Annotated in this window: 12 protein-coding genes; 3 read left to right on the forward strand and 9 right to left on the reverse strand. The window is 62.2% G+C overall.

Going from position 1 to position 12,533, the window contains the following annotated elements; translation table 11 throughout:
* Nucleotides 1-34: 34 nt before the first annotated feature.
* The 5 genes from J2D73_RS19700 to gltX form a co-directional block, all read right to left on the reverse strand.
* A complete protein-coding gene (locus J2D73_RS19700; protein ID WP_207884088.1) occupies nucleotides 35-310 on the reverse strand; it encodes a hypothetical protein in 276 nt (91 codons plus the stop codon).
* Between the two features lie 128 nt (nucleotides 311-438).
* The gene (plsY, locus tag J2D73_RS19705) at nucleotides 439-1,065 is read right to left on the reverse strand and encodes a glycerol-3-phosphate 1-O-acyltransferase PlsY (protein ID WP_207884090.1); all 627 of its coding nucleotides are present in this window, start codon (nucleotides 1,063-1,065) and stop codon (nucleotides 439-441) included.
* Nucleotides 1,062-2,417 carry a dihydroorotase gene (locus J2D73_RS19710; RefSeq protein ID WP_207884092.1) on the reverse strand — a complete coding sequence of 452 codons (1,356 nt, stop codon included), beginning with the start codon at nucleotides 2,415-2,417 and terminating at the stop codon, nucleotides 1,062-1,064. The genes plsY and J2D73_RS19710 overlap by 4 nt, the downstream gene beginning before the upstream one ends.
* The gene (locus tag J2D73_RS19715) at nucleotides 2,414-3,373 is read right to left on the reverse strand and encodes an aspartate carbamoyltransferase catalytic subunit (RefSeq protein ID WP_207884094.1); all 960 of its coding nucleotides are present in this window, start codon (nucleotides 3,371-3,373) and stop codon (nucleotides 2,414-2,416) included. Before J2D73_RS19715 ends, J2D73_RS19710 begins: the two co-directional genes overlap by 4 nt.
* On the reverse strand, nucleotides 3,366-4,769 hold the full coding sequence (gene gltX / locus J2D73_RS19720) for a glutamate--tRNA ligase (RefSeq protein WP_207884096.1): 1,404 nt from the start codon (nucleotides 4,767-4,769) through the stop codon (nucleotides 3,366-3,368). The genes J2D73_RS19715 and gltX overlap by 8 nt, the downstream gene beginning before the upstream one ends.
* A gap of 293 nt (nucleotides 4,770-5,062) precedes the next feature.
* Here gltX and J2D73_RS19725 point away from each other — a divergent pair, with 293 nt between their 5' ends.
* The 3 genes from J2D73_RS19725 to J2D73_RS19735 all read left to right on the forward strand — a co-directional run bounded on the left by J2D73_RS19725 (nucleotide 5,063) and on the right by J2D73_RS19735 (nucleotide 7,544).
* Complete coding sequence (locus J2D73_RS19725) at nucleotides 5,063-5,632, forward strand: hypothetical protein (RefSeq protein ID WP_207884098.1); 570 nt, start codon at nucleotides 5,063-5,065, stop codon at nucleotides 5,630-5,632.
* A 440-nt stretch (nucleotides 5,633-6,072) separates the two neighbouring features.
* Nucleotides 6,073-6,537, forward strand: a complete 465-nt coding sequence (locus J2D73_RS19730) for a hypothetical protein (RefSeq protein WP_207884100.1) — start codon at nucleotides 6,073-6,075, stop codon at nucleotides 6,535-6,537.
* The gene (locus tag J2D73_RS19735) at nucleotides 6,534-7,544 is read left to right on the forward strand and encodes a peptidoglycan-binding domain-containing protein (RefSeq protein ID WP_207884101.1); all 1,011 of its coding nucleotides are present in this window, start codon (nucleotides 6,534-6,536) and stop codon (nucleotides 7,542-7,544) included. The genes J2D73_RS19730 and J2D73_RS19735 overlap by 4 nt, the downstream gene beginning before the upstream one ends.
* Before the next feature lie 132 nt (nucleotides 7,545-7,676).
* On the opposite strand, the gene J2D73_RS19740 is transcribed toward J2D73_RS19735, so the two are convergent.
* The 4 genes from J2D73_RS19740 to J2D73_RS19755 all read right to left on the reverse strand — a co-directional run bounded on the left by J2D73_RS19740 (nucleotide 7,677) and on the right by J2D73_RS19755 (nucleotide 12,444).
* Nucleotides 7,677-9,191, reverse strand: coding sequence for a sodium:solute symporter family protein (locus J2D73_RS19740; RefSeq protein ID WP_243430122.1), 1,515 nt, complete (start codon nucleotides 9,189-9,191; stop codon nucleotides 7,677-7,679).
* Nucleotides 9,188-9,367 (reverse strand): DUF3311 domain-containing protein, encoded by a 180-nt coding sequence (locus J2D73_RS19745; protein ID WP_026398866.1) that lies wholly within the window; start codon nucleotides 9,365-9,367, stop codon nucleotides 9,188-9,190. Before J2D73_RS19745 ends, J2D73_RS19740 begins: the two co-directional genes overlap by 4 nt.
* A gap of 162 nt (nucleotides 9,368-9,529) precedes the next feature.
* Nucleotides 9,530-11,737, reverse strand: coding sequence for a TonB-dependent receptor (locus J2D73_RS19750; protein ID WP_207884103.1), 2,208 nt, complete (start codon nucleotides 11,735-11,737; stop codon nucleotides 9,530-9,532).
* A gap of 167 nt (nucleotides 11,738-11,904) precedes the next feature.
* Complete coding sequence (locus J2D73_RS19755) at nucleotides 11,905-12,444, reverse strand: DUF2946 family protein (RefSeq protein WP_207884105.1); 540 nt, start codon at nucleotides 12,442-12,444, stop codon at nucleotides 11,905-11,907.
* Nucleotides 12,445-12,533 lie beyond the last annotated feature (89 nt).

Raw genomic sequence — 12,533 nt, forward strand, 5'->3', positions numbered from 1 at the left:
TGCTCTGGCGTCCACATCCAGAGCTTGAATCACATCAGACCGATTTTCCAAACAGACTCTGAGCAAGGTGCCCCCATGAAATGCCAATAGCAAAACAAACATGCCATGGGTTTAAGTCGCTAAATTCTTTAAGACAATTAGCAGCATATCGTTCAGCACCAATATTCAATACGTCGCCGCTTTGCTTCAAAAGTTCTTGAACTTTAGTTCGCGCCGGCCCGCCTCGGGAACCACCTCCCATTTCGCAAAGTTCATTGAAGCGTCTTTGTGTATCGTTTAACGGGTTGGGGATTGAGAATTTTGAAGTCATCAATTACTTTTCCAATAATAGCTATTACAGCATGGCAAGAATTTAGCTTCTTATACATTAATTCATATTAATGGACACAAAAAACCGCAAAATACCAACAAAAAAAAATCCAATCGAATCCAGACTTGCTACTTCCCAATCCTCGGCTCCGTCCCATTCAACAACCGCGCAATATTCGCGTGATGCCGCACAAAGATCAGCACCGCGATCAACACCCCCGCCAGCGGCTTTGGCGACGCTGAAAACGAAAACCCCGACAGCGCCATCAGAACCAGCGGCATCACGGCGAAGGCCAGCAGCGCGCCCGCCGAGGAAATCCGCGTCAGCTTCGCGCCCAGCAGCCAGACGGCGCAGCCCGCAAGCCCTGCGGGCCATGACAGCGCCATGACCGCGCCCAGACCCGTTGCGACGCCCTTGCCGCCCTTGAAGCCCAGCCAGAGCGGGAAGCAGTGGCCCAGCACGGCGAACACCGCCGCCACGCACATCGCCTGTGCGCCCATGTCCGGCGGCGTCATGACCCACGCGATGGCGACCGCGACGGCGCCCTTGACGGCGTCCAGCGCCAGCGTCGCCGCCGCAAGGTCCTTGCGCCCTGTGCGCAGCACGTTGGTGGCGCCGATATTGCCGGAGCCAACCTTGCGGATATCGCCTTCGCCGGACAGCGCGGTCAGGACCAGCCCGAACGGCACGCTGCCGAGCAGATAAGACAGAAACGCGATCGCGCCCATCAGCAGCGCGGGAGAGTTCTCGATCATTGCGCCTCTCCCCCGAACACCCGCAATCCGTCTTTCCATGTGCCGAGCACGCGGCCTTCCAGCGCGCGCCCGTCGAACGGCGTGTTCTGCGCGTGACCGGGCAGCGACCCCGCCACGACGCGCCAGGCGCGATCCGGGTCGAACAGGCACAGATCGGCGGAATGTCCGGCGGTCAACGCCCCGGCCGGGCGCCATCCGCCCCGCGCGCGGGACGGCGTGACGGCCGTCGTTTCCTTGTCCAGCCCCAGCAACGCGGCCGGGCGGCTGGTCAGCAGCGCCAGCGCGTCGAGCAGCGACAGCGTGCCGTCGTGATACCGGGTGAGCGTGACGCCCAGCAGCGTCGCAAGCCCCGTGCCGCCCGCCGCGGCCTGCGCGAACGGCAGGCGCTTGTCGTCGGCGTCGCGCGGGGTGTGGTCGGAGGCCACGGCGTCGATGGTGCCGTCCGCAAGGGCCGCGCAGATCGCAAGCCGGTCGGCCTCCGCGCGCAGCGGCGGGGAGAACTTGGCGTAGGTCCGGAAATCGCCAATGGCGTTCTCGTTAAGATCAAAATACTGCGGCGCCGTGTCGCATGTGACGGCAAGACCCCGCTGCTTCGCGCGGCGGATCAGTTCGACGCCTTCTCCGGTGGAGACGTGGCCGAAATGCAGCCGCCCGCCGGTCAGCTCCGCAAGGCGGATGTCGCGCGCGATCATGATCGCCTCTGCGGCGGTCGGGATGCCCGGCAGGCCGAGGCGTATCGCAAGTTCCCCGTCCGTGGCGCAGCCGGAGCCCGCCAGAGACGGCTCCTCCGGGTGCTGCACGACCATGCCGCCGAAACCGCGTGCGTAGGTCAGGGCGAGTTTCATCAGCCGGGCGGAGGCGATGGCCTGAGCGCCGTCGGTGAACGCCACGGCGCCCGCTTCGCGCAGCAGCCCGATTTCGGCCAGTTCGCCGCCCTTGCAGCCCTTCGTGACCGCGCCATAGGGCAGCAGGGTCAGCGATCCGGGATCGTCGCCGCGCGAGCGGAGCAGCCGCACCATGGCCGGGTCGTCGATGGGCGGCGTGCCCGTCGGCAGCACGGCGACGGTGGTGACGCCACCTGCGAAGGCCGCGCGTGTGGCGGACTTCACCGTCTCCCGATACTCGTGGCCGGGCTCGCCGATTTCGACGCGGATATCCACGAGGCCGGGACACAGGACCGCGCCCCCGCCCTGTACGATTTCGGCGCCTTCCGGCGCGCCTTCGGCGCCGGGCAGGTCGTGATCTGCGATCCTGCCGCCGCGAACCAGCAGACGACCGGGACGGTCCAGCCCGCTCGCCGGGTCCAGCAGGCGCACATTTTCGAACAGGATGTCCGTGCTCTTCGCGCTCATGACACGCCTCCGCGCACCAGACGGTCGAGCACCGCCATGCGCACGGCGACCCCCATTTCGACCTGTTCCTGAATGACGCTCTGATCGGAATCGGCGATCTGGCTGTCGATCTCGACGCCGCGGTTCATCGGCCCCGGATGCATCACCAGCGCGCCGGGCTTCGCGAGGTCGAGACGACGGCGATCGAGGCCGTAGAAGCGGAAATATTCGCGTGCGCTGGGCACCTGTCCGCCGGACATGCGCTCACGCTGGAGGCGCAGCATCATCACCACGTCCGCGTCGCGCAGCCCTTCTTCCATCGTGTGGTGGACCTCGACGCCCAATGCCGAGAACGCGCCCGGCACCAGCGTCGGCGGGCCGACGACGCGGACCTTGTTGGCCATGGCGGTCAGCAGGTGGATGTTGGAGCGCGCGACGCGCGAATGCGCGACGTCGCCGCAGATCGCGACGGTCAGGCCGGAGATGCGGCCGAGATGGCGGCGGATCGTGACCGCGTCCAGCAGGGCCTGCGTCGGGTGTTCATGCGTGCCGTCTCCGGCGTTCACCACGGCGGCCTCGACTTTCTGCGCCAGCAGCGCGGGCGCGCCGGACTGGGCGTGGCGCACGACGAGGATATCGGTCCGCATGGCGTTCAGCGTCGCAGCCGTGTCGAGCAGCGTCTCGCCCTTGTTCACGGAGGACTGCGCCACGGACATGTTGATGACGTCGGCGCCCAGCCGCTTTCCGGCCAGTTCGAACGACGTGCGGGTGCGCGTGCTGTCCTCGAAGAACAGGTTGATGACCGTGCGGCCGCGCAGCAGGTCGCGCGGCGTCTTTCGGGACCGGTTCATCAGCGCATAGGTTTCGGCCAGATCGAGGATCGGCTCGATCTGGGTAGGATGCATCCCCTGCAATCCCAGCAGGTGACGCCCCGCCGGCGAGAAGAAACGCGCGCCGTCGGACCGTCCCTCAGCCATGCAGGACGGCTCCGATACGGGCCAGAACCTCGTCCTTGCCCAAGGCCGCCACTGTCGCGTCGATGCCGGGCGAGGTGGTGGTTCCGGTCAGGGCGGCGCGCAGCGGCTGGGCGACCTGCCCCAGCTTGTGGCCGCTGTTTTCCGCGAAACGTCGCAGCGCCGCGTCGATCTCCGGCGCGGTGAACGGGTCGACCACGGCGAGGTCCCGCGCCAGTGCGCCGAGCATGGTCCGCGCCTCTGGCGTCAGCAGTTTTTCGGCCTTGGCGTCATAGCTCAGCGGCAGGCTGCGCCCGAGGAAGGCGGCGCTGTCGGTCAGGTCGACCAGCGTACGCGCCCGTTCCTTGAGGCCGGGCATCAGGGTGAGCACGCGCGCCCGCGTATCCTCTCCCGTGTCCACGCCTTCGCGCCCGGCGAGGCGCTGCATCACTTCGTCGGTCAGCCGCGCGTCGTCGGCCTCGCGCATCCACACGCCGTTGATGTGCGACAGCTTGGTGTAGTCCATGCGCGAGGCCGAGCGGCCGACGCCGTCGAGGTCGAACAGGCGGATCTGCTCTTCGCGCGACAGGATCTCGGCGTCGCCATGGCCCCAGCCGAGGCGCAGGAGATAGTTGCAGAGCGCTTCGGGCAGGATGCCTTCGTCGCGGAATTCGACGACCGACTGCGCGCCGTGGCGCTTCGACAGCTTGGCGCCGTCGGGACCGTGGATCAGCGGCAGATGCGCGAAGTTCGGCGGCGTCCAGCCCATGGCGCGGTAGATCATCAACTGCCGGAAGGTGTTGGTCAGGTGATCGTCGCCGCGGATGACGTGGGTGATCTCCATGTCGTGGTCGTCCACGACCACCGCGTGCTGATAGGTCGGCGTGCCGTCCGAGCGAAGGATGATCATGTCGTCCAGTTCGGCGTTGGCGACGCGTACTTCGCCCTGCACCAGATCCTGAATGACTGTCTCGCCTTCACGCTCGGCCTTGATGCGCACGGCGTAGGGCGCGCCTGTAGGGGCTTCGGACGGGTCGCGGTCGCGCCACATGCCGTTGTAACGGGGGGGCTTGCCCTCCGCCATCGCCCGCTCGCGCATCTCCTTCAGCTCTTCCGGCGTGCAGAAGCACTTATAGGCGCGGCCTGCCTCAAGCAGTTGCAGCGCGACTTCGGTATGGCGCGCCTGCCGGGTGGACTGAAACACCGGCTCCTCATCGGCGGTGATTCCCATCCAGCTCAGGCCGGCGAAGATGACGTCGACGGCCTGTTGCGTCGAACGTTCCTTGTCCGTGTCCTCGATGCGGAGGAGGAACTGACCGCCGTGGTGGCGGGCGTAGAGGAAGTTGAACAGGGCGGCGCGGGCGTTGCCGATATGCAGCAGGCCGGTCGGGGATGGGGCGAAGCGTGTGCGGATGGTCATGAGTGGCGTCCTTACCATGACATCGCCAACGGAGCCACGGGGCAGAACTGCGGGGCAGACCCGGCGGGGAGCGCGTGCATGACATCAATTACCGATTGTAGCATCCGGTCGGCGGCGTATCGTCGTGGCAACATGAAAGTCGTTCGAAAAGGTTCGTCCTTCCTTCCTCCTTGTGTGACGAGAGTCGGGCGCGGGCCGCGCCGGGCGAGAAGAGCCAACTGAAATACGTTGCAATTTTACGCTCAGGCTTTCGCAAGCAGCCCTTCCACACCCACTTGGCACGGAGATCCATCTTGTCTGACCTGACCACCTGGCTTGGAAGGAAGCGGCGCATCGCCGGGCGCGTCCTGAACCAGAAGAAATTGCCTGAATACACCTACCGCTGGGACGCGCGCTCGCCTCAGGACATCGCACGCGACGGCTTCGCACCCTGGAACGGTGGTGGTGATGTCACCCTTATCGACCACGTGAACGGCAGTTACTCGTCAGGCCCTTCGCGCGGTCGGGCGACCAAATATGACAGCCAGTTCGTCTCCACCGGGTCTTACGGCATGATCCAGACCCCTGACCCTTTGCTTGCGCAGGGCATGCTCGCCAAGACACTTTACAAGATCAGAACCGGCGCCGCTGGCGCGACCGGCCCGTTTCGCGATGTAAACGACGAATTCGACCGCGCTGGCATAGACCGCCCGTTCTCGACCCAGCGGGAATGGCTGAAGGAAGGCCCGATTCCTTCAACCGCTGTCGTCGGTTACATGACAGGGCGATATTTTTTCGACACTTACATGAGCGTCGACCGGATACCGACGCAAGAGAGCCAGCTTATCGGATGGCTTCCAATGCCCCCGCCAACACAGGCATGAGCGGCGAATCCATCCACCGGATGGCCTGTCGTCTGCGAGTGATGTGTCAAAACGTCGCGCCATGATCAAAGCCGCGACTACGTTACCATGACGCCCTGAACGCTCTCCGTCTCTCCACAATATTTGAACAGGCAGGGCTTCAGAGAACCGGGTCGGGCCAGATCTTCCGGCCCGCGTCGGCAGGGCACACAACCCGGTGGATTGACGTTCGCACCGGAAGCGACCGCAAAGCCCCGGAGACTAATGGCTCCTGCACACCGTATTACCCCTGCGCGGAAAAACTTCAGGTTTCTCCCGACCGGCCACGGGAATTCCCGCCTACAGCTTCCGTGGTATATAGTCACAGGAGATAAGTCGTATCCGTGCAATCTTAAGTCGAGGATAGAGTGATTCAGTTTTTCGTACGCTCCAGATCACAAGTTCCAAATAGAAATCCGAGATTGGCCGCCCTTATATGCAGTGTTCTGGCGTCCGGACACACACTCGCCCAGACTCCGCACCAGCCGCCGCAGATCACGAACTGGAAAAGTCTTTCGGACGTGCGGTTCGATGATCATATTTCCATTAATGGCGACCAGGTGACCTTCCCTCACCTCGGCGCGTTCAAGCTGGAATATTACGGCTCCTTCCCGGGGCAGGAAAACCAGATATCCCCTGACGTTTACGTCATCCGGCCCGTGAGCGGCGCCGCGCATAAGCAGGACCCGTTCTGCGCGTCGAAAGACAAACCCGCGCAAGGGTATGTGACGCTGCTCGCTGACAAGGACGTCCTTGACCGTCCCGTCCTGATCTACACTGCTCTGGAACCCGCCTTCGTCCCCGGGCGTCAGGATTCCGGCAAGACGACGCCGCTGCAGAGCTGCGAGCAAGTCACGTTCGCCAGTCCTCAGGCGGCCGCGCAATGACGCTTGCATGGCGTGGCGGGTCGATCTCCGATGCGACCCTGACAAAAATCCGCAGCTTTATCGGTAATGGTGAAGGACGGGTGGCCCATTTCTACCTGGACAGCCGCAGTCTCGTTACGGTCGCAGTCGGATATTATTGCCCGACTGCGGAGGATGCGACGACGCTGAGCTTCCTTAACAAGACCACACGAGCGCCGGCCACGGCCGCAGAAAAGAAGAAGGAGTGGGAAACCATACAGGCGCTGTCGCCTGCGCATACGCCGAACTCCCATAACGCCAAATTCTATGAAACCAGCACAACGCTCGTCATGCCGGATGCTGAGATCACGCGGTTGTTCGATGTGAAGCTGCAGGAATTTTACGCCGATCTGGTCGATGTTTTTTCGGGCTTCGATTCCTACCCCGAGAAAGCGAAAATCGCCCTGTTCGACATGATCTACAATCTCGGCGAAGGGCGGAACGCCGACCCCGCCCGTCACCGCAGGGCCACCGGCCTCAGACAGTTCCACACCCTGATTGCCGCCTGCCAAAACCATGACTGGGTCAAGGCTGCAGGAGCGTGCCGACGGCACGGTCCATCGGACCAGCGTAATAACGACACAAAGGCTCTTTTTCTTGCCTGCGCTGCGGAAGACCGCACTACGCTACAGTCGGCCACTCAAACGAAAGCAGAGCAACAACGCCAATCTCCCGTCGCGAAGACGTCGGCTGTTCCGGGACAGGACAGGGCTCCGTATCAACACAGGGCGCCTCTGCATCACCGCTCCATCTCCACGCGCCTGCTGCAAATCGGAAGTCGGGGACAGGATGTGCGCGCTGTTCAGCGCGCGCTCAACCGCGCGCTTGCGGGCGTCAACCAGATTGAAACGGACGGCGTTTTCGGTGTGGGCACGGCTGCGGCCGTTCGCATGGCGCAATCACGCGCCAGGATACCGGCGGATGGCGTGGTCGGAGGCAACACGATGCGAATTCTGGACCTGGTCGTGTCTCAACAGTCGAGAGCGTAAAACCCAAGTCTACTGCATCGCAGACCGCAACGTTCCGAGATCCTGCAACACGGAAACGGCGGCTCAAAACCAAGAAGCCCTCCGCCCTGTTTAAGGGCGGAGGGCTTTCTTCATTGGGGAGCAGAGCCGTTCTTACTTCGTAACGGCGGCATTCCCGCTCCGGCCTGCAGCCAACTGACCCGCCAGAGTGACGACGCCGACCACCAGCAGGTTGACGATCAACGCGATCAACCCGGTCGAGATCAATGTCGGCGCATCACCGCCCAGCGGCACCGCGTGAACCGGCTTCAGTCCGTCCATCCAGCACAGCCCCAGACCGACGAGGGTGCCGATCACCCAACCCGCCAGCATGCCGACCGACGAATACCGAATCTTGAACAGCCCCATGATAAGAGCCGGGAACGTCTGCAGGATGATCACGCCGCCCAGAAGCTGGAGGTCAATGGCGAACTGCGCGTTCAGAAACAACACGCAGAACAGGGCGCCCAGCTTCACAGCCAGACCCGCGATCCGCGCACCATTCACCGTGTCGTAGCGTGAGGGCAGGATGTTGTGGGTCAGGAGATTCGCCGCTCCGATCGCCATGACCGCCGCCGGAACGAGCGCACCGACCGCAATTGCTGCGAAAGCAAAGCCGACGAACCAGCTCGGGAAGATTTTCTGGAACAGTAGCGGCACGACAAGCGAGGACGAGTGGGTATCGACGCCAGCGACATGCGCCATGAAGCCCAGCATCGCGATCAGCCCGAGCACGATGGTGTAGATCGGCAGATAGACGGCGTTCTGACGGATCGTATCCGCCGATTTCGCCGCCAGAATGCCAGTCAGCGTGTGTGGATACAAAAACGCCGCCAGCGCAGAGGACAATGCGAGCGTGGCGTACGGCGCCATCTGCGCTGGCTTCAGCACATGCTCGCCGTCAGGCGGCGGCAAGGTCGTGTTCATCGCCTGGAACATATGGCCGTATCCGCCGAGATGCAGCGGGATCACCGTAACTGCGGCGATTACGGCGATGTAGATCATGATGTCCTTGATGAACGCGGTCAGCGCGGGGGCATGCAGCCCGCCGAACCACGTGTAAGCGGCAAGCGAAACGAACGCGACCACCAGCGGCACATCGCCCGGAAGACCGAGCGCCTCGATGACCGTTCGGATGCCGATCAACTGCAACGCGATATACGGCATCACGGCGACAAGGCCCGAGGTCGCGATCGCCAGTTCCAGCGTCCGGCTGCCGAAGCGAGCCCGGACGATATCGGCGGCAGTTCCAAGTCCCGCCTTGTGCGCGATGTCCCACAGGCGCGGCATGACGACGAAGATGAAGGGGTAGACGATAATCGTGTACGGCAGGGCGAAGAAGCCGTACGCGCCAACCGCGTAAACCAGCGCCGGAACGGCGATCACCGTGTATGCGGTGTAAAAATCTCCACCGACGAGAAACCACGTGACCCATGCGCCGAACTGCCGGCCACCCAACCCCCAGTCCTCGGCGCCGTGGCCGCCGCTCTGAACTGCTTTCTCAGGAGCCTTGTTCGACGACAGACGTCCACGCCATCTGGACACTGTGCTTCCAGCGACAATCGTCACGCCGAAAAAGATGATGAAAACGATAAGGGCCACCATATCGGTGGACACGCCGCCGCTCATGTCCGGCTTCCCTTCTTCCATGCGAGCCAGATGAGGACCGATGTCACGGGCACCCAGGCGAATTGATACCAGTAGAAAAACGGGAAACCGAACAGAACCGGCGTTTGCAGGTTATAGAAAGGCAGCCACAGCAGCCCCACGAATGGCGCCAAGAGCAAAACATCGAATATTTTCATTAAGGGACCGCGTTATTTTTAATGTGATATCGTCCGTTTCTCACTTTAAAAACGGCCCCTCCAAAGTCAATAGCCATCGACCGTACCGCGCGAACCTGTGACCGCGCGCTCTGTCTGACGCGCACGCCGGCGCCGGACAGAGGTTCGTGAAGAGTTCGAATGTCAGAAGCTGGCGGTAAGACTCAGATTGAAGGAGCGTCCCAGACCTTGTAACGGCCCAAGAACGCCAGTCGCGTCATAGTCGCCGAGCGACAAACCGCCAAGCGGCAGGTAATAGCTCTGGTTAAGAAGGTTGTCGATGCTGGCGTCGAGAAGAAAATTTCTCCATCGATACGATCCGCCCACCCCAAGCAGAGCGTAACCGGGCGTCCGGGGTTCGTTACGCAGCCAGTCGACGGAGCTTTTCTTCTTCATGAGCGTGACTTCGACTCTCCCTGTCAAATTCTGATATTTTTCATAGATACCGACAAGTCCGTTTGCCGGAGCCTGATGATACAGACCGGAGTGCGTGACCAGGTCCTGCCCCCGCACCCAGTTAACGTTCGCCCGGATTTCACCCGTTCCCCACGCATCGCCGCTCCATAAACGACGGGAAGCCTGAGCATTGACGCCATAGCTCTGTGCGTTGTGGTTAACAAAGCGTAGTTGTGACAGGCCGCTGGCAAATTCCGCGGTGCGCACGACGTTGATATAATTATGCGTGTAGGTGAAATACGGTTGAATCTTTATTTCCCAAGCATGATCCCGAACGTCGCTCCACGTGATCGTCATGCTCGCCGTATTGGCCACCTCCGGCTTCAGGTTCAGATTGCCTAAATAACCGTTGCCATCGCCAAACCAGCCGATCATCTGGCTAGACATCGCGCCCGCACCCCATGCGTACCGTTCGTAGAGATTGGGCGAACGCGTCTTCCGAGCGTAACCAGCCTCGATTAGCAGCGAGTCCACGGGTCGCCAGCGCGCCAGAGCCGTCACGTCAAAATTGACGTCTGTACGCCCGCGCGAGGCCGCATTAAAACGCTGCGCAGCGGCGGCGTCCGCCATCGACATCATTCCGGTCCAGGAATATGGCGACACCGCTCCAGTGTTCATCATCACCAGATCGTTGCGAAGACCAAGTTCGGTGGAGAGCCGTCGGGACCATTGCGCTTCCCACTCGATATAATGTCCGAGCCGATCCCGATGGCCGCCATTCACGTTATGAAACGTGTTCGGCCCCATCATCATGCTTCCCTGCAGCGGCGGCCACCAATCATTCAATCCGTTATGATCGAACGAGCTGCCGAGCCGCAACGTATGTCGCAGCCCCAGGGGTATCGTCGCTTTCACGGAATACCCGGCCGTACGTTCATCCGTGTTCATCGGCATGCCTGTGCTCGACGTATGCCCGCCCTTGTCGGAGAGCATATCCATCGCGTGCGTCACGCGTTGCCAGAACCCCCTTGCCTCCAGCGTTCCCCAACCGAACGAACCAACATATTTGCCGTTGACGAAGGTCGATCGGTTGTTGGTCATATCCATGTATTGATTCGGAAACCCCTCATACGGGATGTCCTGCTGTCCCGCCGTCAGCGTCAGCGCATGATTCTCATGACGCACGCCGAGCGTGACTGCGTGATTGAAGCTGAGGTAACTGGTGGAGCGCACCTGCGCACCTGCTCCGCCAGCATGATAATTGCTCGCGTGCGAATAGGAGCCCGAATAGCGCAGGCTCACCGTGTCGTTCGCGACCGTAAGCGATCCGGACGCACCAGAGCCTCCGCCGTTGCTGCGATAATCTCCACGCATATGCCCTGTCACCAAAAGGGCGCCGTCCGTCGCGAACTGCGGATCGCGCCGCTCGACCTCGATCGTTCCGCCTGTGCTGTCGCCACCGATGCTGACTGGCGTTACTCCCGCGATCGCCACCGCCTTCTCCACGCTGTCCGGATCGACGTAGGACAGGGCGGGGTTCATATGATTGGGGCACGCCGCGGCGATCCGCATACCGTCCACAAACGTCGCCACGCGATCATCCGCCATACCGTTCAGCGCCGGCAACGCCGAAACTCCCCCCGCCCCATAGCTGCTGAACCCAAGCGCGTTCCGGAACAGCGACGTCGCATCGGGACTATGCGTCGCGGCGCGCCTGATCCCCGTGACCGTCAGATACTCGCCTGCGTCCGCAGTCACTTTTCTGAACGGGCGTGTCTGCTCAGAATTTCCTGCCGGACTCTTCCCCGCCGCAACGGCTTTCGCTCGCAAGGCCGGATCGCTCGGCGTTTCAACTGCTGACTCGCCGGAAGATGCAGCCTGAGCCGAACAGGCAAGAGCACACCCGGCGACCAATATGGCCGCCAACGCTGGGCGTTTCCAATACTGTGAGAACATTTCGTTCTTCCTGATCTGAATTTGCGGATCAGTCAGGAGAGTGCGTGGCGAGAACCATAGGTTCGCCGGGGCAATGGCTGCCCCGGGCGCGCCGATGGTCACGCATCGTTGTGACGTCGTATGTTTTCCAAAACTTTTGTTTTGGAAAACTGCTTCGTCGCAGGTCGTTAATGCAGCCCAAGAGCGACTGGAAACACACGCCTACCCGCACCCTCAAAAACTGAGAGACGAAGTGAGGCGAAGAGCGGCGGTCCACGTGACGGAGGTAAAGGCCGGACGATCGCGGGCGGTGCGCGCGGTGCGGCGCAGAGCAGGCGAACGGCAAGCCACGCCGACGATATGCCGGGTGCAAACGGAGAAGACGCAAGAAGGAAACTGCTGATATGCAGCAACGGGCAGAGTGGGCAGGATTCGTCGTGCTGTCCTCCAGCATGACCATCTTGGGAATGTGCATGACCGCCGGCACAATCGTCCCGCACTACGGCGTGGGCGCACCCGATGGTATCCATGCCGCTCATGCCAGCCATAGCTGAGGCCGAATTCGTGGCCGCGATATCGACGCCGAGCAGTCGGGTTATTGCCGCTCGCGGCGTCTCCATCGGGCCAGCGAACGACTGGAGAGCAACCTGCCCCAGAAACCCCAGCAGCGTCAGGGCCAGAAGCGCCAGACGCCAGCTCCTGTCGAAAGAAAAACCCCGGTAAGTCATCGCGAGCCGCCGAAAGACCTCCGTCAGATGTCACGCGTTCGTGCGTTCGTGCGTTCGTGCGTTCGTGCGTTCGTGCGTTCGTGCGTTCG

The organism is Acetobacter sacchari, assembly GCF_017377715.1.
Lineage (GTDB): Bacteria > Pseudomonadota > Alphaproteobacteria > Acetobacterales > Acetobacteraceae > Acetobacter > Acetobacter sacchari.

What these genes read in the sequence shown, in the direction of transcription:
- gltX (WP_207884096.1), bottom strand. Translation starts at nt 4,769, where the DNA reads ATGACCATCCGCACACGCTTCGCCCCATCCCCGACCGGCCTGCTGCAT.
- J2D73_RS19735 (WP_207884101.1), top strand. Translation starts at nt 6,534, where the DNA reads ATGACGCTTGCATGGCGTGGCGGGTCGATCTCCGATGCGACCCTGACA.
- J2D73_RS19745 (WP_026398866.1), bottom strand. Translation starts at nt 9,367, where the DNA reads ATGAAAATATTCGATGTTTTGCTCTTGGCGCCATTCGTGGGGCTGCTG.
- J2D73_RS19715 (WP_207884094.1), bottom strand. Translation starts at nt 3,373, where the DNA reads ATGGCTGAGGGACGGTCCGACGGCGCGCGTTTCTTCTCGCCGGCGGGG.
- J2D73_RS19710 (WP_207884092.1), bottom strand. Translation starts at nt 2,417, where the DNA reads ATGAGCGCGAAGAGCACGGACATCCTGTTCGAAAATGTGCGCCTGCTG.
- J2D73_RS19750 (WP_207884103.1), bottom strand. Translation starts at nt 11,737, where the DNA reads ATGTTCTCACAGTATTGGAAACGCCCAGCGTTGGCGGCCATATTGGTC.
- J2D73_RS19700 (WP_207884088.1), bottom strand. Translation starts at nt 310, where the DNA reads ATGACTTCAAAATTCTCAATCCCCAACCCGTTAAACGATACACAAAGA.
- plsY (WP_207884090.1), bottom strand. Translation starts at nt 1,065, where the DNA reads ATGATCGAGAACTCTCCCGCGCTGCTGATGGGCGCGATCGCGTTTCTG.
- J2D73_RS19755 (WP_207884105.1), bottom strand. Translation starts at nt 12,444, where the DNA reads ATGACTTACCGGGGTTTTTCTTTCGACAGGAGCTGGCGTCTGGCGCTT.
- J2D73_RS19740 (WP_243430122.1), bottom strand. Translation starts at nt 9,191, where the DNA reads ATGAGCGGCGGCGTGTCCACCGATATGGTGGCCCTTATCGTTTTCATC.